Origin of the sequence: Streptomyces sp. NBC_01803 (assembly GCF_035917415.1) — a bacterium.
Taxonomy (GTDB): domain Bacteria; phylum Actinomycetota; class Actinomycetes; order Streptomycetales; family Streptomycetaceae; genus Streptomyces.
Map to the genome: position 1 here is coordinate 4,603,787 of NZ_CP109073.1, position 19,325 is coordinate 4,623,111.

18 protein-coding genes, 1 other RNA gene and 1 pseudogene are annotated in these 19,325 nt (G+C 71.8%); 10 read left to right on the forward strand and 10 right to left on the reverse strand.

From position 1 onward, the window contains the following. Positions 1 to 2: 2 nt before the first annotated feature. Positions 3 to 728: a class I SAM-dependent methyltransferase gene (locus OIE51_RS20890; protein WP_326599272.1), complete on the forward strand. Its 726-nt coding sequence runs from the start codon at positions 3 to 5 to the stop codon at positions 726 to 728. Further along, the gene (locus OIE51_RS20895; protein ID WP_326599273.1) at positions 725 to 1,798 is read left to right on the forward strand and encodes a prenyltransferase; all 1,074 of its coding nucleotides are present in this window, start codon (positions 725 to 727) and stop codon (positions 1,796 to 1,798) included. Before OIE51_RS20890 ends, OIE51_RS20895 begins: the two co-directional genes overlap by 4 nt. A gap of 133 nt (positions 1,799 to 1,931) precedes the next feature. Here OIE51_RS20895 and OIE51_RS20900 read toward each other — a convergent pair whose 3' ends face one another. From OIE51_RS20900 to OIE51_RS20910, 3 genes are all read right to left on the reverse strand, one after another. Continuing rightward, positions 1,932 to 2,717 (reverse strand): DUF5336 domain-containing protein, encoded by a 786-nt coding sequence (locus OIE51_RS20900; protein WP_326599274.1) that lies wholly within the window; start codon positions 2,715 to 2,717, stop codon positions 1,932 to 1,934. 152 nt (positions 2,718 to 2,869) lie between these two features. Then, a complete protein-coding gene (locus tag OIE51_RS20905; protein WP_326600725.1) occupies positions 2,870 to 3,475 on the reverse strand; it encodes a class I SAM-dependent methyltransferase in 606 nt (201 codons plus the stop codon). 112 nt (positions 3,476 to 3,587) lie between these two features. Then, positions 3,588 to 4,754 carry a hypothetical protein gene (locus OIE51_RS20910; RefSeq protein ID WP_326599275.1) on the reverse strand — a complete coding sequence of 389 codons (1,167 nt, stop codon included), beginning with the start codon at positions 4,752 to 4,754 and terminating at the stop codon, positions 3,588 to 3,590. A 243-nt stretch (positions 4,755 to 4,997) separates the two neighbouring features. Between OIE51_RS20910 and OIE51_RS20915 the strand changes: the two genes are divergently transcribed. The 3 genes from OIE51_RS20915 to OIE51_RS20925 are packed head-to-tail and all read left to right on the forward strand — an operon-like array spanning position 4,998 to position 7,785. Next, complete coding sequence (locus OIE51_RS20915) at positions 4,998 to 5,849, forward strand: Nif3-like dinuclear metal center hexameric protein (protein ID WP_326599276.1); 852 nt, start codon at positions 4,998 to 5,000, stop codon at positions 5,847 to 5,849. Next, positions 5,846 to 6,589 carry a zinc ribbon domain-containing protein gene (locus OIE51_RS20920; protein ID WP_326600727.1) on the forward strand — a complete coding sequence of 248 codons (744 nt, stop codon included), beginning with the start codon at positions 5,846 to 5,848 and terminating at the stop codon, positions 6,587 to 6,589. Before OIE51_RS20915 ends, OIE51_RS20920 begins: the two co-directional genes overlap by 4 nt. A gap of 8 nt (positions 6,590 to 6,597) precedes the next feature. Continuing rightward, positions 6,598 to 7,785 carry a bifunctional RNase H/acid phosphatase gene (locus OIE51_RS20925; protein ID WP_326599277.1) on the forward strand — a complete coding sequence of 396 codons (1,188 nt, stop codon included), beginning with the start codon at positions 6,598 to 6,600 and terminating at the stop codon, positions 7,783 to 7,785. On the opposite strand, the gene yaaA is transcribed toward OIE51_RS20925, so the two are convergent. Continuing rightward, complete coding sequence (gene yaaA / locus OIE51_RS20930; protein WP_326599278.1) at positions 7,772 to 8,551, reverse strand: peroxide stress protein YaaA; 780 nt, start codon at positions 8,549 to 8,551, stop codon at positions 7,772 to 7,774. The two genes, OIE51_RS20925 and yaaA, sit on opposite strands and share 14 nt — an antisense overlap. Before the next feature lie 55 nt (positions 8,552 to 8,606). Between yaaA and OIE51_RS20935 the strand changes: the two genes are divergently transcribed. Beyond that, positions 8,607 to 9,431, forward strand: a complete 825-nt coding sequence (locus OIE51_RS20935; RefSeq protein WP_326599279.1) for a helix-turn-helix transcriptional regulator — start codon at positions 8,607 to 8,609, stop codon at positions 9,429 to 9,431. Positions 9,432 to 9,504: 73 nt separating this feature from the next. After that, positions 9,505 to 10,212: pseudogene (locus tag OIE51_RS20940) on the forward strand (DMT family transporter); the annotation flags it as partial. Here the strand turns inward: OIE51_RS20940 and OIE51_RS20945 are convergent. Further along, complete coding sequence (locus OIE51_RS20945; RefSeq protein WP_326599280.1) at positions 10,161 to 10,292, reverse strand: hypothetical protein; 132 nt, start codon at positions 10,290 to 10,292, stop codon at positions 10,161 to 10,163. The pseudogene OIE51_RS20940 and the gene OIE51_RS20945 overlap by 52 nt on opposite strands. A 24-nt stretch (positions 10,293 to 10,316) precedes the next feature. Between OIE51_RS20945 and rnpB the strand changes: the two genes are divergently transcribed. Further along, an RNA gene (gene rnpB, locus OIE51_RS20950) (RNase P RNA component class A) lies at positions 10,317 to 10,729 on the forward strand. A gap of 231 nt (positions 10,730 to 10,960) precedes the next feature. On the opposite strand, the gene OIE51_RS20955 is transcribed toward rnpB, so the two are convergent. Then, positions 10,961 to 11,284, reverse strand: coding sequence for a hypothetical protein (locus OIE51_RS20955; RefSeq protein WP_326599281.1), 324 nt, complete (start codon positions 11,282 to 11,284; stop codon positions 10,961 to 10,963). A gap of 169 nt (positions 11,285 to 11,453) precedes the next feature. Next, entirely contained in the window at positions 11,454 to 12,398 is a 945-nt protein-coding gene (locus OIE51_RS20960; protein WP_326599282.1) for a quinone oxidoreductase family protein, read from the reverse strand. 373 nt (positions 12,399 to 12,771) lie between these two features. Here OIE51_RS20960 and OIE51_RS20965 point away from each other — a divergent pair, with 373 nt between their 5' ends. Beyond that, positions 12,772 to 13,152 (forward strand): hypothetical protein, encoded by a 381-nt coding sequence (locus OIE51_RS20965; protein ID WP_326599283.1) that lies wholly within the window; start codon positions 12,772 to 12,774, stop codon positions 13,150 to 13,152. Positions 13,153 to 13,191: 39 nt separating this feature from the next. Here the strand turns inward: OIE51_RS20965 and OIE51_RS20970 are convergent, their stop codons facing one another. From OIE51_RS20970 to OIE51_RS20980, 3 genes are all read right to left on the reverse strand, one after another. Continuing rightward, positions 13,192 to 13,962, reverse strand: a complete 771-nt coding sequence (locus OIE51_RS20970) for a hypothetical protein (RefSeq protein WP_326599284.1) — start codon at positions 13,960 to 13,962, stop codon at positions 13,192 to 13,194. 333 nt (positions 13,963 to 14,295) lie between these two features. After that, entirely contained in the window at positions 14,296 to 14,451 is a 156-nt protein-coding gene (locus OIE51_RS20975) for a DUF4241 domain-containing protein (RefSeq protein WP_326600728.1), read from the reverse strand. An 84-nt stretch (positions 14,452 to 14,535) separates the two neighbouring features. Then, on the reverse strand, positions 14,536 to 14,670 hold the full coding sequence (locus OIE51_RS20980; RefSeq protein ID WP_326599285.1) for a hypothetical protein: 135 nt from the start codon (positions 14,668 to 14,670) through the stop codon (positions 14,536 to 14,538). A gap of 127 nt (positions 14,671 to 14,797) precedes the next feature. Here OIE51_RS20980 and OIE51_RS20985 point away from each other — a divergent pair, with 127 nt between their 5' ends. Then, positions 14,798 to 19,318 (forward strand): DUF6531 domain-containing protein, encoded by a 4,521-nt coding sequence (locus tag OIE51_RS20985; RefSeq protein ID WP_326599286.1) that lies wholly within the window; start codon positions 14,798 to 14,800, stop codon positions 19,316 to 19,318. Positions 19,319 to 19,325: the final 7 nt, after the last annotated feature.

A 19,325-nucleotide genomic window follows, 5' to 3' on the forward strand; every position in this document is an offset into this window, starting at 1 on the left:
GCGTGCTGACCGTGGACTTCACCCGATTCCCGCTGGCGCCGGGGGACCGGGTCCTCGACTTGGGCTGTGGCGAGGGCCGGCACGCGTTCGAGTGCTACCGGCGCGGTGCGCACGTCGTCGCCCTGGACCGCAGCGCGAAGGACGTGGGCCATGTCGCCTCCTGGCTGGCCGCCATGAAGGAGGTCGGCGAGGCCCCCGCGGGTGCCTCCGCCACCGCGATCGAGGGCGACGCCCTCGCGCTGCCCTTCCCGGACGACAGCTTCGACGCGCTGATCGTCTCCGAGGTCATGGAGCACGTGCCCGACGACAAGGGCCTGCTCGCCGAGGCCGTCCGCGTGCTGCGCCCCGGCGGCCGGATCGCCGTCTCCGTGCCGCGCTACGGCCCCGAGCGCGTCTGCTGGGCCCTGTCCGACGCCTACCACGAGGTCGAGGGCGGTCACATCCGCATCTACCGCGCCGAGGAGCTGCTCGACCGGCTCCGCGAGGCGGGCCTGCGCCCCTACGGCACCCACCACGCCCACGCGCTGCACGCGCCCTACTGGTGGCTCAAATGCGCCTTCGGCGTCGACAACGACCAGGCGCTTCCCGTCCGCGCCTACCACAAGCTGCTCGTCTGGGACATCATGAAGCGCCCGCTGGCGACGCGCGTCGCCGAGCAGGCACTCAACCCACTGCTCGGCAAGAGCTTCGTGGCCTACGCCACCAAGCCCCGCCTGGAGCGTGCGTGACAAGCCCGGAGCGCACCGAACGGCTCGCCCTGCCCGGAGTCCTCACCGCGGCCGAGGCCGCCGCCACCGCCGCCGGGATCGCCGCGACCCAGCGCCCGGACGGCGCCATCCCGTGGTTCCGCGGCCACCACCTCGACCCCTGGGACCATGTCGAGGCCGCCATGGCCCTGGACAGCGCCGGCGAGCACGAACGCGCCGCCGCCGCGTACGAGTGGCTGGCCCGCCACCAGAACGCCGACGGCTCCTGGTACGCCGCCTACGCCGACGGCGACGCCGACCAGACCATCGACCTGGGCAAGGAGAGCAACTTCTGCGCCTACCCGGCCGTCGGCGTGCTCCACCACTACCTCGCCACCGGGGACGAGCTGTTCCGCCGCCGGATGTGGCCGGTGGTCTCCGCCGCCGTCGAGTTCGTCCTCGCGCTCCAGCAGGACGGCGGTCAGCTCGGCTGGCGCCGCGACCCCGACGGCACCGCCGTGCCCGAGGCCCTGCTCACCGGCTCGTCCTCCATCTACCAGGCGCTGCGCTGCGCCCTCGCCCTCGCCGAGCTGGAAGGCGCCCCGCAGCCCGACTGGGAGCTGGCCGCCGGACGCCTCGGCCACGCGGTGCGCCGCCACCCCGAGCGTTTTCTCGACAAGTCCCGGTACTCGATGGACTGGTACTACCCGATCCTTGGCGGCGCCCTGTGCGGCGCGGAGGCGCGGGCCAGGCTGGAGAGGGACTGGGACGCCTTCGTCGTGCCCGAACTCGGCGTGCGTTGCGTGCTCAACCGACCGTGGGTCACCGGCGGCGAGAGCGCCGAGCTGGCCATCGCGCTGTGGGCGGCGGGCCTGCCCGAGCGGGCCACCGACATCCTGCGCTGGATCGGCCATCTGCGCGCCGAGGACGGCCTGTACTGGACGGGGTACGTCTACGCCGACGACGCCGTGTGGCCGACCGAGCTGACGAGCTGGACCGCCGGGTCCGTGCTGCTGGCCGTGGCCGCGCTCACCGGCGACGAGCCCACCAGGGCCGTCTTCGGCGGCGCCCGCCTGCCGCGCGGCCTCGAACCCGACTGCTGCCGGGACTGATTGCCGCCGAACCCGACTGCTGCCGGGCTGATCGACGGGTCGAAGCTGATCGACGGGAAACGGCGGCGGCCCCGGGTCCGTGCCCGGGGCCGCCGCCGTTGTCCGTGAAGGTGTGTCCGTCCGTCTACCGGGATCAGCCGCGCTGGATGCCGGAGGTGTCCTGGAGCACGCCGCGCCGGCCGTCCTGGGTCTGCGCCACCAGGGCCTGGCCGCGCTGCTCGACCGCCAGGTACCACGTGCCGGGGGCCAGCTCCGCGACCGGGGTCGGCGAGCCGTCCTCGCCGTACAGCGGCCGGGATGCCGGGACGGCGAACCAGAACGGCTGGAAGTTCGGGTCGGTGCCCGAGGGAGCGGCGGGCACCGCCTGCGTCGGCTGGTACGACTGCTGCACGTTGGCGGCACCGCCGGCCGCCGGGTACCCGTAACCGGGCGGCTGCGCGCCGAACGGCGCGGCCGGGCCGGTGGGGCTCGGGCCGCTGGTCAGCGGGGCCTTCAGCGCGGGCACCAGCGGGGTGGCCACGGCGACGCCCGCCAGCAGCAAAGAGGCCAGCAGGCCGATGATCAGGCCGGCGCCCACGTCCGCACCGTAACCGCCGCCGAGCGACCACAGCGCGGCCCAGGCCGACGTCACCGCCAGCGCGACGCCCCACTGGCTCAGCTTCAGTCCGCCGAACTCCCGGTCGGGCTGCGGGACGAAGCGGGAGCCGACGATGAGCCCGGCGCCGAGGATGCCGGCCAGGAAGACCGAGGGGAGCACCGGGAAGAGGTCCGACTCCCAGGCGTTCGCGCCTTCGCTGGCGCTGCTGCCGTCGAAGCCGGTGAACTCGATCTTGTAGACATCCAGGAACGAGGCGATGAAGAGCAGGACCGCTGCTCCGATCGCTACTGCGTCGCCTCGGGAGAGCGAGCGGTTGTTCACGTCAGATCCTTCGTCGTAATTGTCGTCATGGTCTGGTCAGATCAGACTCGGCGAGGCCCCATCGTACGGATGTTGACGCGCCGGGTCCCCGGGAAGGGGGCTTACTGTTTCCCAGGCGACACGCTTGTGATGCGGTCGTGACCTGGTGCCGGTCAACAGCCCTCGCCCGTTCGTCTCAGCACGCGCAGCGAACGGCAGGTGGTGACCTCCGCGAACGCTCCGCTGTCAAGGGCCCGCCGCCAGACGCGGTAGGGAGCCTGCCCGCCGTCGGCCGGGTCGGGGAAGACATCGTGGATCACCAGCAGACCGCCCTCGGCGAGCCGCGGGACCCAGCTCTCGTAGTCGGCACCGGCGTGGGCGTCGGTGTGGCCGCCGTCGATGAAGACCAGCCCGAACCGCCCGCCGCCGCCCCCGCCCAGCGCCGCGGCGGCCCGTGGGGACGGGCCCACCACGGCGATGACGTGCTCCTCCAGCCCGGCCGCCGCCAGGGTGCGGCGGAAGAACGGCAGGGTGTCCATCCGGGTGCCGTCGTGGGGGTCGGCCAAGTCCTTGTCGTGGTACTCCTGGCCCGGCTGCTGCTCCTCGCTGCCCCGGTGGTGGTCCACCGTGACCGCGACCGTGCCCGCGCGGCGCGCGGCGTCGGCGAGCAGCAGCGTGGACCGGCCGCAGTAGCTGCCGATCTCCAGCAGCGGGAGCCTCAGGCCCGCCGCCACCTCGACCGCCGCCTCGTACAGCGCGCGGCCCTCGTCGGCCGGCATGAAGCCCTTGGCCGATGCGAAGGCGGCGAAGACGTCATTCGCCACGCGTCCCCCTGAGGTACCCGAGTTTCCCCCATGCTGCACCACGCGTCACTCGGGTCACCAGCCGGGGTCAGCACAAACGCGCGAGCGGCGCCTGCTGGAGCGGAACGGGCTTGGCGACGGCCGGGGGCGCGACCGGCTCCGGCGCCGGCTCCGGGGGACCGGCGGGCCCGGGCGGGTCCCCGGCCACCGGCGCGACGGGGATCTCCGGCTCGCGCCCGGGCTCCCGCTCCGGCTCCGGCTCGGGTGGCGGGACGGCCAGTCGGGCCAGGCCGCAGGGCACCTCCCCGGTGACATACGGCAGCAGCAGGTCGCCGTCGGCCGTCCACCGCCCGGTCCCGGCCAGCCACCCGGCCGGCGCGGGCAGGTGCTGCAACTCGCGGTGCGCGGGCCGCCACACCGCCACCCAGTCCGCCTCGGCCGTGGTCACGCGCAGCGCGACGCCGCAGCTCTCGGGCACCAGCGCCTGCCCCGGCTGCACGGCGAACGGCGTCAGGCGCACCTCGCCCTCCGGGCGCAGCGCCTCGGGGAAACGCACCGGCCGGTGGCTGCCCAGCAGGCCCCATCCGATCCGGTCCTCGCCCGGAGCGTCCGAACGCACCAGCAGCAGGCCGCTGTCGGGGTCGGCCAGCAGCAGCCGGTCGTCGCTGTCCTCGGCGATCCGCAGCAACTCGGCGGGCTCACCGCCGTGCTCCACGTCCACCGTCACGGTCCGGGTGCGCCCGGTCTCGTCCGTGCGGTCCAGCGCCAGCAGCCGCCCGGCCGGGTCCAGCCACGCGCCGCCCGAGCAGTGGCCGGTCAGCACCGTCACCAGCTCCGGCCCGAACGCGCCGCCGCACACCAGCCACAGCGCCGTTCCGGTGCCGTCCCCCCGCGGCGCCAGCGCGTACACCCGCACTCCGTCCGGGGCGGGCGGCAGCAGCGTCAGGCTCCGCGACTCCACGGCGCCCAGCGGCAGTTCGCCTGTGTCGGGGCCGGACGGGTAGAGGAGCGCCAAGTGGTGGCGGCCGGCCGCGCGGCGGCTGATGAGCACCCGCCCGTCGGCCAGCGGCACCAGCGGGCTGTCGGGCTCCTCGGGCTGGCCGCCCGGCAGCCGGACCGCGTACGGCTCCGGGCCGTCGAGCGTCCAGCGCTCGGGGCACCAGCCGTCACCGCCGTCCCGGGCGACCAGCCGGGCCGCGTACGCGCCCCCGGCCGCGATCGTCAGAGGCTCGGGCTGCGGGGCTTGGGCCGTCATATGTCGCTCACCTCCAGCGAGGACGGTAGGGCTTCGTACCGCCAGCCGGACAACCCGGCTTCGGCGGCTTCACGCATAAGGGTGACGCTTCCCCGAATCCCATGATCAACGAGAGGTAGTTGTGTACGTCACTCGGAAAGTCACCGAGGACGCGACCGCCCATGTCCCCGCGCCCGTCCCCGCGCGCCTCCCGACAACCCGCACGGGCGGTCCGGGGCCTCGCCGGGCAGGTAGCCTGGGCCCGTGCCCGTACTCTCCGACGTGATCTCCGCGCTCGACACCCTGTGGCCCCGCGAGCGGGCCGAGCAGTGGGACGCGGTCGGCCCGGTGTGCGGCGACCCGGAGGCGACGGTGAGCCGCGTGCTGTTCGCCGTCGACCCGGTCCAGGAGATCGCCGACGAGGCCGTGGCGCTCGGCGCCCAACTCCTGGTCACGCACCACCCGCTCTACCTGCGTGGCACCACCTCCGTCGCGGCCGACACGTTCAAGGGCCGCGTCGTGCACACCCTGATCAGGCACGGCGTCGCCCTGTACGTCGCGCACACCAACGCCGACCGCGCCGCCCCCGGCGTCTCCGACGCCCTCGCCGGCGCCCTCGACCTGCGCGTCACCGGCCCGCTGGTCCCCGACCCCGGCGACCGGGCCGGGCGGCGCGGCCTCGGGCGGCTGTGCGAGCTCGACCGGCCGCTGAGCCTGGCCGAGTTCACCGCGCTCGCCGCCGAACGGCTGCCCGCCACCGCGCAGGGCGTCCGTTCCGCCGGCGATCCCGGCCGGACCGTCCGCACGGTCGCCGTGTGCGGCGGCTCGGGCGACAGTCTGTTCGCCGAGGTGCGCGCGGCGGGTGTCGACGCCTTCCTCACCGCGGACCTGCGCCACCACCCCGCGTCCGAGGCCCGCGAGCACTCGCCGCTCGCCCTCGTCGACGCCGCCCACTGGGCGACGGAGTGGCCCTGGTGCGAGCAGGCGGCGGCCCAGCTCGACGCCGTTTCGGAGCGGCACGGCTGGGGACTCCGCACCCACGTGTCCCACCGGGTGACCGACCCCTGGCGCACCCATCACCCCTCCCGCCACACCAGCGAAGGAGCCCCCAACTGAACGCCGCGCCCGCCGATCAGATCCGTCTGCTCGATGTCCAGGCCCTGGACGTCCGGCTGAACCAGCTCGCACACCGGCGCGAAAACCTGCCGGAGCACGCCGAGATCCAGGAGCTGGAGAGCCAAATCGCCCAGCAGCGCGCCCTGTTGGTGGCGGCGCGGACCGAGGAGAGCGACACCGCCCGCGAGCAGACCAAGGCCGAGCAGGACGTCGACCAGGTGCGCCAGCGCGCCGCCCGCGACCAGCAGCGCCTCGACTCGGGGATGGTCACCAGCCCCAAGGACCTGGAGAGCCTGCAGAGCGAGATCGTCTCGCTCGCCAAGCGGCAGGACGACCTGGAGACCGTCGTCCTCGACATCATGGAACGCCACGAGGCCGCCGAGACCCGCGCCAAGGAACTGGCCGCGAAGCTGGAGGGGTTGGAGGCCAAGGTCATCGACGCGGCGACCCGTCGCGACGCCGCGCTGAGCGACATCGAGACCGAGACCCGCACGGTCAGCGCCGATCGCACCCGGATCGCCGGGACGATCCCCGACGACCTGCTGAAGCTCTACGAGAAGCTGCGCGGGCAGCAGGGCGGCGTCGGCGCCGCGCAGCTCTACCAGCGACGCTGCGAGGGCTGCCGCCTGGAGCTGAACATCACCGAGGTCAACGACGTGCGCGCCGCCGCTCCCGACGAGGTGGTGCGCTGCGAGAACTGCCGCCGCATCCTGGTGCGCACCCCCGATTCGGGACTGTGAGCGCCCGGATGCGTGAGCTGATCGTCGAGGCGGACGGCGGCTCCCGGGGGAACCCGGGGCCCGCCGGGTACGGCGCCCTGGTGCGCGACGCGGCGACCGGTGAAGTGCTGGCGGAGACCGCCGAGTTCGTGGGCCGGGCGACCAACAACGTCGCGGAGTACCGGGGATTGATCGCCGGGCTGCGCGCCGCGCACGAGGTCGATCCCGGTGCCGCGGTGCGCGTCCGGATGGACTCCAAGCTGGTCGTGGAACAGATGTCGGGCCGCTGGCAGATCAAGCACCCGGACATGCGCCCGCTGGCCCTGGAGGCGCGGGGCGTCTACCCGCCGGGCGCCGTGACGTACGAGTGGATCCCCCGGGAGCGCAACAAGGACGCCGACCGGCTGGCCAACGAGGCGATGGACGCCGGGAAGCGCGGCGAGCCGTGGACCCCGAGGCGGGCCCGGTCGGCCGCCGGAGTCCCGCCCCGTGAAACGGTCGAGGCCGCCGGGGCCCCGGAAGTCGCCGAGGCCGCACCGGAGTTGCCGCCCGCCGTGGGCTGGGGCCCGGCGAGCGGCGCGCCGACGTCGTTCCTGCTGCTGCGGCACGGCGAGACGCCGTTCACCGCCCGGAAGGCGTTCTCCGGCAGCGGCGGCGAGGACCCCGACCTGTCCGGCACGGGCCGGGCTCAGGCCGAGGCCGCCGCCGAAGCTCTCGCCCACACCGGGGTGCAGGCCATTGTGACCTCGCCGCTGGCCCGCTGCCGCCAGACCGCGCAGCCGCTCGCGGACCGGCTCGGCCTCGACGTCCGCGTCGAAGAGGGCTTCCGCGAAACGGACTTCGGCGCCTGGGAGGGCCTGACCTTCGCCGAGATCCAGCAGCGGCACCCGCGCGACCTGGCCGCGTGGCTCGCCTCCCCGGACGCCGAACCGACGGGCGGCGGCGAGAGCTTCACGGCGGTCGCCCGGCGGGTCGCGGTGGCCCGGGACAAGACCCTGGCCCGTTTCCCGGGCCGGACCGTGCTCGTCGTCTCGCACGTCACGCCCGTCAAGACGCTGGTGCGGCTGGCGCTCGGCGCGTCCGCGCTGTCGATGTTCCGGATGGAGCTGTCCCCGGCCGCCCTGTCCGAGGTGGCGTACTTCCCGGACGGCAACGCCTCGCTGCGGCGGTTCAACGACACCGGTCACCTGCGGACGGCGCCGCTCACAGCTCGGTGACGACGATGTCCAGCCGGCCGGCCGCTCCCTCCTCGACCACATAGCCGAGGTCGCGCACCGCCCCCGCCAGCTTCGCGGGCGTGCGCGGCAGCGGGCCGGCCTCCAGCAGGGCGCGCACCACACGGCCCTTGGTCGCCTTGTTGAAGTGGCTCACCACCGACCGCTTCTCCACCCCGTCCACCACCCGCGCCTGGAGCACCCGCACGGTCACCGTGCGCCGCGCCAGGTCGCCGGCCGGCCGCCACATCGCCGCGTACGCCGACGACCGCAGGTCCAGCACCGGCCCGGCACCGGCCGCCGCCGGCAGCGCCTCGGCCAGCGGCTCCTTCCAGAACCCGGCCAGCGGGCCGAGCCCCGGCAGCCGCACCCCGGCGGAGCAGCGGTAGGCCGGAATCCGGTCGGTGATCCGCACCGCGCCCCACAGGCCCGAGAAGATCAGCAGCGACTCCCGCGCCCGCCGCCGGGCCGCCGCGCTCAGCGAGGCCGGCCCGAGCGCGTCGTACAGCACTCCGGTGTACAGCTGCCCGGCCGGGCGGGCCGGTGCGGTGCGCAGCGCCGCGTTCCGCGCCACCTCGCCGCCGAGGCCCTCGCTCAGGCCCAGCACCTGGCGCGCCTTGGCGGGGTCCCCGCCGCACAGGGCGGTCAGCTCGTCCAGCACCCGCTCGCGCGCCGGGGCCAGCGCGGGCAGCGACAGCGCCCCCGGGTCGAGCGGGGCTCCCCGCGTCGCTCCGGTCTTCCCCTCGGACGGCGGCAGCAGCACCAGCACTTCGCGTCACTCCTCACTCGGACGGGTCGTTTCCCGCAGCGACGATACTGGCCGCATGAACGCCCTACGGGACCACGCCGAGTGGCGGCGGATCGCCCTCGGCCCGGGCGATCGTCCCCTGGACCTGATGACCGCCCGGTTCGACCGGCACCGTTACGCGCCGCACGCGCACGAGGAATTCGCCATCGGCGCGTGCACCGCCGGACTGGAGAGCATCCGGTACCGGGGCGCCGACCACCTCGCCGGCCCCGGCACCGTCGTGATCCTCCAGCCCGGCGAGGCCCACACCGGCGGCCCGGCCGACGCCTGCGGCATGGCCTACCGCGTGCTCTACCCGATGCCCGACCTGGTCGCGGAGGGCGTCCGGAGCCGCCCCTGGTTCCCCGACCCCGTCGTGTACGACCCCGAGCTGGCCGCCGCGCTCACCCGGCTCCACCGCGACGCGGAGGACGGGCTGCGCACCGAGTCCGCGCTGCTGTGCCTCTTCGCCGACCTCGCCCGCCGCTGGGCCGGAGCCCGCCCGGCCGACCCCGCGCCGGGCTGCCACACCATCGCGCGCGCCGTGCGCACCCGGCTCGCGGACGAGCCGCGCACGCCGCCGACGCTGGCCGAGATCGCCGCCGGACTCGGGCTCTCCCGCTGGCAGGTGCTGCGCGCCTTCCGCGCGGCGGAGGGAATGCCGCCGTACGCCTGGCTGGCCCAGTACCGCGTCACCCGCGCGCGTGGACTGCTGGACGCCGGCCACCGCCCGGCCGAGGCGGCGGCGCTGGTCGGCTTCGCGGATCAGGCCCATCTGACGCGCTGGTTCCGGCGCGTGCTGGGCGTCACGCCGGGCGCGTACCGCAACAGCGTTCAAGACGCGCCCCTTCGTCCCGGATGATGCTGGAGCCATGTCTGCGCGTGGCTGGATCCTGTTCGCCCTGATGAGCGTCATCTGGGGCATTCCCTATCTGATGATCAAGGTCGCGGTCGAGGGCGTGCCCGTTCCGGTGGTCGTCTTCGCCCGCACGGCGATCGGTGCCCTGCTCCTGTTGCCCCTCGCCTACCGCGAGCTGCCGCGGCTGCGGCCGTACGCCGTTCCGGTCGTGGCGTTCGCCGCCTGCGAGATCATCTGCCCCTGGTTCCTGCTCTCGGACGCCGAACGCCGCCTGTCCAGCTCCATGACGGGCCTGCTGATCGCGGCCGTCCCGGTCGTCGCCGTGGTCCTCGCCCGGCTGGCCGGCGGGCGCGAGCAACTCGGCGCCCGCCGCTGGACCGGCCTGGCCATCGGTCTGGCGGGCGTGGCGGTGCTGGCCGCCCCGCAGCTCAGCGGCGGCAGCGCCTGGTCGGTCACCGAGGTGCTGCTGACCGCCCTCGGCTACGCGGGCGCCCCCCTGATCGCGGCGCGCACCCTGCGCGACGTGCCCACCCTCCCGCTGACGGCCGCCTGTCTGACCCTGGCGGCGCTGGTCTACGCCCCGCCCGGCCTCGCCACGTTGCCGGGGGAGTGGCCCTCGGGCGAGGTGCTGGCCTCGCTGGCCGGGCTCGGGGTGATCTGCACGGCGCTCGGCTTCGTGGTCTTCCTCGAACTGATCCGGGAGGTCGGCACCTCACGGGCGATGGTGTTCACCTACGTCAACCCGGCGGTGGCCGTGGCGGCCGGCGTCGCGTTCCTCGACGAGCCGCTGACCGGCACCATCCTGGCCGCCTTCACCCTGATCCTGGCCGGCTCCTTCCTGGCCACCGGCCCCTCGCGTCCCATGGGTAGGATGGCCAGTACGGCGGACGAGCCGGCCGGGCGGTCGCGTCGGGATCCTCTGGATCCCGCCGAGGAACGTCCGGGCTCCACAGGGCAGGGTGGTAGGTAACGCCTACCTGGGGTGACCCACGGGAAAGTGCCACAGAAAGCAGACCGCCGGGGCCATGGGTTCACCATGGGACCCGGTAAGGGTGAAACGGTGGTGTAAGAGACCACCAGCGCCCAGGGTGACCTGGGCGGCTCGGTAAACCCCACCCGGAGCAAGGTCAAGAGGGGCCGTCGGAAGGCGACCCTGCGCGGACGACCGAGGGCTGCCCGCCCGAGTCCGCGGGTAGACCGCACGAGGCCGGTGGCGACACCGACCCTAGATGGATGGCCGCCTCCCCCGGCACCGCGAGGCCCCGGGGAGACAGAACCCGGCGTACAGGCCGACTCGTCCGCCACCACCTGCTTTGACCAGGTCAAACGGGTTGTCGGGACTCGCCCGAACCACCCTGAGGGGGTACTGAGGGGGTTTCCGCGTCCGCGCCCCTCGTGCTCAGCGTGCCGCTCGCGCTCATCCCCATGGCGACATCGGCCTGGACGCTGATGACGTGCCTGATCCTGCTGGGCGCCGCCGACGGAGCGATATCGGTGGCGATGAACGCGCAGGCCGTAGACGTACAGCGCCGCTACGGCCGGTCGGTACTCAACGGCATCCACGCCACGAGAAGCATCGGCGCCGTCGCGGGCGGGCCGGTGGACGTGTGCAGCTCTTCGAGAGCCGCGTGCGCAGTGTCACCCGGGGCGTGGGCGAGTGCCTGGAGGCCGAGGTGGGCGGTGCTTGTGCCGAGGCGGTACTGACCGTGACCGACGCGCTCGAAGACGCCCTGGTAGACGCCGGATCGCAGGATGCGGACGACGGTGGAGTCGTCCAGGCCGGATTCCTGGGCGAGTTCGCCCGGACGGTTGACATCGCCTCCGAGGCGGGCGAACGCCTGCTGCACGCGGAACACCCGTTCGGCGTGACTGGTGCCTCGCGAGCGAGTGCCGGACAACTTCGGCGCGCCAGGATCCGCATGCACGTCCCATCTGTCGTGCGGGAGCCGCGCCCTCGCCCTGGCGCGGCTCCCCGACACGTTCCGTGGACGAAGCGGGGACTGGCCCCCGCGCTACGAAACTAGATCACCGGGTGGCGTCCAGCGACAGCTTCCCGACGTGCGTGCGCGCGGCCATGGCCGAGTGAGCGGCCGAGGCGTCGCCGAGGGCGTAGACACCGCCGGTCACCGGCTTCAGCCATCCCTCGCGGACCGCTCCGAACAGCGCCTCGATGCTGGTCGGCAAGGCGTCACGGTCGCTGTACAGGTTCGGCAGCCCGAAGCCGGAGACGGTGATTGACTTCTCAATGAGGAACCGGGACGGAAGGTCGGACATCTGTCCGGAGGCGTATCCGTAGACGACCAGCCGGCCGTGCGGCGCCAAGGCCCCGAGGATCGCGGGCAGGACGGGGCCGCCCGTCATCTCCAGGGCGACGTGCACGGGGCCGCCGGCGCCCTCGGTGATCTCTTCGGTGAGGTTGGCCGATCCGGAGTCCACGGCGGCATCGGCCCCGAGGTCACGGGCGAGTCGGCGCTTTTCCTCCGTGCTGGCGAGCGCGATGACCTTGGCTCCGGCCTGCTTGGCCAACTGGACGGCGAGCGACCCGACTCCACCTGCTGCGGCGGGGATCACGACCGTCTGTCCCGACTTCAGTTCGGCGGAGGTGAAGAGGAGGTGCCAGGCTGACTGGCCCTGAAGAGCAAGGGTGATGGCCTGCTCGTCGGTGATGTCGTCCGGGACGGCCCAGGCCGTGCGGTGGTGAACGAGAGCCTTCTCGGCATAGCCTCCGCCCCGGGTGAGCCCGACGAAGCGCCGCCCGTCGGCGGCGGTGCCGACCACCTCGTTGCCGGGGATGTAGGGGAGTTCCACCGGGCTGATGTAGTCGTTGTTCCGCACGTGCATGTCGGCGTAATTCACGCCGGCTCGATGGACGTCGATCAGATGATGAGCGGGGCGCTGCTGCGGATCCGGGACCTCGGTCAGTTGAAGTACCTCGGGCCCGCCGAACTCCTTCATGGTGATAGCGCGCACACTTCTCCCTGGCTTCGATTAGTGGGGGTCGGCTTTCTGGGGCAGCATAATGCATGATCGGCCGTCGTCGCAGGTGTGCCACCGGTGGGTCATTTCTCACGTGGCGAGAAATGGGTGTCGACTGTTCGGATGATTTCTCGCCACGTGAGATTTGCCCGGAGCCCGGAACATGGATGCGCCGCTGCTCATTGACGCTGGAGGCTCGGCAGGGTAAGAAGTGAGGTCAGAGGCCGGATCCTGGCGCATCGGGGCATCCTTGCGTTGCTCCGGTCGGTGACACGAGGAATGCGTGGGCAGAGCGGCACGCTTTCTTCTCGCCGAGTGAATGCATTCATGACGTGGTCGACGTATTCGGTCGTTTCGGAGGCTGGCTGTGATCGCGGTTCCAGAGATTAGTGATGCGGCCGTGCTGGCCGAGAGCGAGTGCGGGAACAATGATGTGCTGTCCCAGAACCAGTGGCCGAGTTTCCGAACACAGAAAGAGTGCGCGCCACAAGGAGGGGCGACCCAGTCGGGTGAGGCAGCTCCGGGCGCGGCGATGGTCTGCTTGGGCATGGCCGGTGGCGAGCTTCTGGTTCTCCCGCTCACCGCTGATCCGGGGGAGGTGGCCGTCGAACCGCGCTTCGATCGGCTTTGTGCGGAGGACGCCCATTCCGACGTGGGCGATGCGTTGCACTGGCTGATGCCGAGTCTGTCTCGAGCGCTGATCTCGGAGGTGCTCGGACTGGGCTCTCGCCGCAGCGACGGTTGTTGAAGACCAGGAACGCCCGTTCGCACAAGGAAGGTGGGCCGGTTACCGGTCACTGGGGAGGCTGTCCTCCACGCGATGGAGGTGTTCGATCATGGAGAGGACGGCCCGCTGGCTCGCTTCGGACAGTTCCGAGGCAGCCACGGCGATGTCACGCACAGCCTTCTTCTCGAGGGCCTCCAGGACGGCAGGCTGATTTAGGGTGATGGCGGCGGTGTGCAAACTGTCGCTGCGTAGGCGTGCAGCGAGCCGGATGAGTTCGCGCACTTTCTCATCCTGTAGTGCCCTCATCAGATCAACGCCGTCGACGGCCTGGCGGAGGGCTTGGCGCTGGCTCGTGCTGAGTGTGGCCAGACGCAGAGCCGTTTCGCGTTCCTCCTCGTCTGCGAGGCCATCCAGCATGCGCAATCTGCCGAGCAGGTTCTGGATCACGGGTAGGTCGGCAGGGGCGTTCGTGACCCCCATGAGCTTGATGCTGCGGACGCCCCGCTGTTTGAGGGCTTGCAGCAGCTCCAGTTCGGCGTCCAACTGTTCGAAATCAGCCTCCTCATCAGCGAGGTAGGGGACGGGGACCTTGAAATACCGGGCGAGCGCCTGCAGGTGGTGGAGCTTCGGATTGGTCGTCCGTCCCGTCGCCAGCTCCCAGAAGCAGGGCCCAGAAATACTGACACCGGTCTCCTGCGACACCTGGCGTGCCGTCATGTCGTATGACGGCGGCTGCTCGCCGTTCGGCGTCTTCAGTTCACGCAGCCACTGAAGCTTCTGTGCGAGGGTGCCCTGTTTTCTTCTTGCTCGGTACTCAGCGGTATCAGGCATCAACGGCTCTGCCCTCCTTCCTGGCGGCGGTCAATCGTCGAATCCGCGGTGGGTACGACCGGACATGCTGACCCTATGCCGGTGTCCGAACGTTTCCGGCTCACGACGGCCGGGCTGCGCCGAAACATCGATGGGCACGGCGGTTTATGGCTCGTGGGGGCGTCAGACTGGCTCGGTTCCGTGCCCAAGCGGCGCCATCATCGTCTGCTCAGCTTGGTCTGTCGCCGCGGGCATGGCCTGCGTTGCCGTGTTCACCACTCGGCGCGTTGGAGCATGCCCCGCTCCTGCCCTGGACGTGGCTGGTCCAGGCCCGAACCCGGGAAGCATCGTCTGCTACGGGACGCGCTGTGCGTGGGACAGGACGAGCATGTCGGCGACGAAGCAGGTCACTTCGCCCTGTGCATCGCGCCCGATCCACACCGGGTAGCAGCCGTCCCCGTACCCGCTGGGATAGCGATCAGGTTGCCCTCCTCGCCGGTGACGGTGCAGATGCCCTCGTCGGTTTCGGTGAAGTACGGCGGGGTCTGCCCCTGGGGGCCGAAGCGCTGTTCGGTGACCTCCGCGAACGGCGCGTCACTGCGGCACGTCCTGCGCTGGGTCAAACGCCCTGAAGTCCCCGCGCCCCGGCAGATCCTCCAGCACCACCCGGGCGCCGGCCCGCAGTGGGCCGAGGCCCTGCTCGATGCCCCGGGCCGCGAATGTGACCATGAGCAAACTCCTCTCCACCTGAACAGCCTTGCGACCCTGGGAAAAACACGACTAGATTCCCGTGGGTAGTCGGGTGATCACATCGGGGGCGTGGGTGGTGCGTGCTTCGGACTGGAGTCCGGTCGACATGGACTCCGACCCCACACCGGGCCGGCCGGATGAGGTCCGGGAGCTGGCGGAGGAGCTGCAGGAGTTCGCCGACAACGTCGGTGAGGCGCTGGGGAAGATCCGGGGCATGGCCTCGGACCGGGCCGTGCTCGACTGGGCCGGACTGACCGCCGACGCGTTCCGCACCGAGTTCGACGGCGTGCCGGAGAACCTGACCAAGCTGCAGACCTCCTACGACATGGCCGCCGATGCCCTCGCACGCTACTGGCCGAAGCTGGAAAGCGCCCAGGCGCTGGCCGACCGCGCTCTGGAGCGGGCGATCGCCGCCCAGGCCGATCTCCAGGCCGCGCAGGGAGAGTTGGCCGATGGGCAGGACTGGGTGTCCCGGGCGGGGGACGAGGCCGAGCGGCTTCAGGACCAGGCGAGGCGGGAGAGCACGCCCGAGCCGCCGTCGGAGGAGGATGTCCGCACGGCGGTGCGGGATCACCAGGCAGCTGAGGCGGCCGCCACCGCCGCCCAGGGCAGGGTCTCCGCGGCGGAGGACGCCCTGGCCGCCGCGCGGGAACTGGCGCGGCAGGCCCAGGAGATGCGGGAGGAAGCCGCCCGCGAGTGCGCCCGGGACATCGACGCCGCCTCCGACGCGGGGATCCACAACCGCCGCTGGTGGGAACGCGCGATCGACTGGGTCCGCGACAACTGGGACACCATCGTGGACGTCTGCAAGCTGATCGTCGCCGTCCTCGGCGTGGTCGTCATGATCATCGGCGGTCCGCTGGCGTGGGTCGTGCTGGCCGCCGCCCTGATCGTGCTGGCGGACACCCTGGTGAAGTACGCCAGAGGCCAAGCCACACTGCTCGATGTCGCCTTCGCGGCTTTGGACTGCATCCCGGGCATGAAGGGCCTCACCACGCTGGGCGGCCTCGCCCGGGGCATGCGTTCCCTGGCTACAACGGGCATGCGCGGCCTGCGGCAGGGCGTGCTGGGCATGGGGCGGGCTGTGCGCCGGATGGGCCGGTCCGGGGACAACCTGGTCTGCCGGACCGACCCGATCGACATGGCCACCGGCGAGATGGTCATGTCGGCGGTCGACGTTGAACTTCCCGGTGTGCTGCCGCTGGTGCTGGAGCGCCACCACCGCACGAGCCTGCGCGAGGGCACCTGGTTCGGCCCGTCCTGGGCGTCCACTCTCGATCAGCGGCTGGTACTGGACGAGGCCGGGCTGCGGTTCGTCACCGCGGACGGCATGGTCCTGGACTACCCCCGGCCCCTGCCCGATGAGCCGGTCATGCCGGTGGAAGGCCCCCGCTGGGGGCTGTTTTGGAACGGCGATCCCGGCACGGCGATGACCGTCCACCAGCCCGGGACCGGCCGCACCCTGCACTTCGCCCCCGTCCCCGGCAGGCTCGGCGGCGAACTGCCCCTGACCGCGATCACCGACCGCAACAACAACACTGTCCGCGTCACGTACGACGCGAGCGGTGCCCCGGCCGAGGTCGTCCACGACGGCGGCTACCGCATCGGCGTCACCACCGAGGCGGGCCGGATCACCGCCTACCGCCTGCTCAACGGTCCCGACCAGCCGCTCCTGCTGCGCTTCGGCTACGACGAGCACGGCAACCTCGCCCAGATATACAACTCCTCCGGCCTGCCGCACACGTTCGGCTACGACGACCGTCACCGCATCACCGGCTGGGAGGACCGCAACGGCACCTGGTACCGGTACACCTACGACGACGAAGGCCGCTGCGCCGCCACCGACGGCACCGGCGGATTCCTCAGCAGCCGCATCGTCTACGACACCGACACCCACCGCACGCTGTTCACCGATTCCCTCGGCCACACCACCGTCTACCAGTTCAACGACAGCTACCAACTCACCACCGAAACCGACCCACTCGGCCACCACACCAGCCGGGAATGGGACCGGTACGACCGGCTGCGTGCCGTCACCGATCCCCTTGGCCAGACGACCCGTTACAGGTACGACGAGCGGGGATGGCCGGCCGTCATCAGCCGGCCGGACGGCTCGCAGGAGGTCGCGGAGAACAATGAGCTGGGCCTGCCCGTATCGGTCACCCGAGCCGACGGACACGTCTGGCAGATGGAATACGACGCGCGCGGCAACCTGACTGCCGAGACCGCTCCCACTGGCGCCCGCACGTCGTACCGCTACAACACCATCGGCACGGTCAATGCCATCACCGACACCGCAGGTCGAACGGTGCTGCTGGAGACCGACGCGGCAGGCATGCCCGTGGCGTCCACCGACGCCCAGGGAGCACGGACACGGTACGAGCGCGACGCATTCGGCAGACTTGTCGCGCAGGTCGGACCGGACGGGCAGCAGACGCGGTACAGGTGGACACCCGAGGGCAAGCTCAGCCATCGCGTACTCCCCGACGGAACCGACGAGCGGCGGGTCTACGACCCGGAGGGCAACCTCGTCGAACACATCGACACCGCCGGGCGGGCGACACGTTTCGCGTACACCGGCTTCGACCTGCCCGCGACGCGGATCGACCCGGACGGCTCACGGCTGGAGTTCACCTACGACACCGAGCTGCGGCTGACGTCGGTGACCAACCAACTCGGCTCCACCTGGAGGTACTTCTACGACGCGGTCGGCCGACTGTCCGGCGAGGAGGACTTCGGCGGACGCGCTCAGTGCTACCGGCACGACGAGGCCGGACGACTCGCCGAAGTGATCAACGGCGCGGGCGAGTCCACGAGGTACGTACGAAACCACCTCGGCAAGATCGTGGCACAGCACACACCCGAGGACGTCGTCACCTATGCCTACGACCCGCTCGGCAATGTGCGCCACGTGCACAGCCGAGACGTGGAGCTGACGTACGAGCGCGACGCGGTTGGACGAGTGCTCGCCGAGACCTGCAACGGCGCCACCGTCCGCACGACGTACGACGTGCTGGGCAGGCGAGTCCGACGGGTGACACCCTCCGGCGCCGAGAGCCTGTGGGAGTACGACGGCCGAGACCGCCCAGTGCTGTTGCGCACAGCGGGCCGGACGGTCACCTTCGCCTACGACGCCGCCGGCCGGGAGGTCGAACGGCGAGCGGGAAGTTCCGTCCTTGCCCAGACCTGGGACGACCTGGACAGGCTCAGCACCCAGACGCTCACCACCGACTTGGCCCTGGAAGAGCCGCGACGTGTGCAGCACAGGGCATACGGCTACCGGTCGGACGGCACGATCGGCACAATCCGCGACCTACTGCGCGGCGACCGCGACATCGCCACCGACCGGGCCGGGCGCGTCACCGAAGTGCAGGCGGCGACGTGGACGGAACGCTACGCGTACGACGCCGCGGGCAATCTCATGCAGGGGCAATGGCAGGACAGCCAGCCCACGCGGCCCGCCTCCCCGAACGGGACGGCTCACGCCGCCGGGAACGTCAGCTACGAGTACGACGCCCAGGGCCGCGTCGTGGTGCGGCGCAAGAAGCGGCTGTCACGGAAGCCGGACGTCTGGCGCTACACCTGGGACAGCCAGGACCGGCTGGTCACGGTGATCACCCCGGACGGCACCCGCTGGACATACCGGTACGACCCGTTCGGGCGCCGGACAGCGAAACAACGCCTCGGCCCGGACGGCGAGACCGTGGTGGAAGAGGTCCGTTTCGCCTGGGACGGCTTCATGCCGGCCGAGCAGCTCACGCTCTCGGGCGACGAGACACTGCGGTGCACCGTCTGGGACTGGGAACGCGACCGGTTCAGCCCCGTCACCCAGATCGAGCGCGTCGCCCCGCGCGACCGCCCGCAAGAGTGGATCGACGAGCAGTTCTACTCCATCGTCACCGACTTGGTCGGCACCCCCGCCGAACTGATCGACGAGCAGGGCGAACTGGCCTGGTACCTCCGCACCACGGTCTGGGGAGCGGCACTGAGTACTGCCCCCGAGTCGGATCGCGCTTACTGCCCCCTCCGGTTCCCGGGCCAGTACCACGATCCTGAGACGGGCCTGAACTACAACTACCACCGCCACTACGACCCGGAGACCGGCCAGTACGCATCCGTGGATCCGCTGGGCCTCGCCGCGGGCCCCAATCCACGGGCCTACGTGCCGAATCCGTTCACGGCCCTGGACCCGCTCGGCCTCGCGCCCGACTGCGAGCAGGCCCTTCAGGCCGCACGCAACTGGGCCGATGTCGAACAAGCCCGACCGGGCGCGAACAAGCACACCAGACCGACCAGCGCAGCCGGACTCTCGGTTCCGGGCCACCAGGGCACCTTCAGCGGCGCGAGCGTCAAGGGCGGCGGAGACCACCCCGACCTGCACCCGGATGTCCAAGCCGCCTACGATCGGGTGCCGGCAGAGCAACGGGCACCGGGCAACCAGCATGGTCGGTGCGGTGAAGCGGAAGCACTGTCGAACGCGCTGCATGCTGGGGTCGATCCACGCGGTGGTGCCATGGCCGCTGTGAACGTTCGAGCACCAGGCAACCCGGCGCACGGCACGCCGAAACCCCCCTGCAATTCGTGTCAGCATGTTCTCGATCAATTCGGAATCACGGCGGTAACCTAGAGTGAGT

What these genes read in the sequence shown, in the direction of transcription:
- OIE51_RS20905 (WP_326600725.1), bottom strand. Translation starts at nt 3,475, where the DNA reads ATGCCGGCCGACGAGGGCCGCGCGCTGTACGAGGCGGCGGTCGAGGTG.
- OIE51_RS20910 (WP_326599275.1), bottom strand. Translation starts at nt 4,754, where the DNA reads ATGACGGCCCAAGCCCCGCAGCCCGAGCCTCTGACGATCGCGGCCGGG.
- OIE51_RS20925 (WP_326599277.1), top strand. Translation starts at nt 6,598, where the DNA reads ATGCGTGAGCTGATCGTCGAGGCGGACGGCGGCTCCCGGGGGAACCCG.
- OIE51_RS20935 (WP_326599279.1), top strand. Translation starts at nt 8,607, where the DNA reads ATGAACGCCCTACGGGACCACGCCGAGTGGCGGCGGATCGCCCTCGGC.
- OIE51_RS20945 (WP_326599280.1), bottom strand. Translation starts at nt 10,292, where the DNA reads ATGGGACGCGAGGGGCCGGTGGCCAGGAAGGAGCCGGCCAGGATCAGG.
- OIE51_RS20970 (WP_326599284.1), bottom strand. Translation starts at nt 13,962, where the DNA reads ATGCCTGATACCGCTGAGTACCGAGCAAGAAGAAAACAGGGCACCCTC.
- OIE51_RS20980 (WP_326599285.1), bottom strand. Translation starts at nt 14,670, where the DNA reads ATGGTCACATTCGCGGCCCGGGGCATCGAGCAGGGCCTCGGCCCACTG.
- OIE51_RS20985 (WP_326599286.1), top strand. Translation starts at nt 14,798, where the DNA reads ATGGACTCCGACCCCACACCGGGCCGGCCGGATGAGGTCCGGGAGCTG.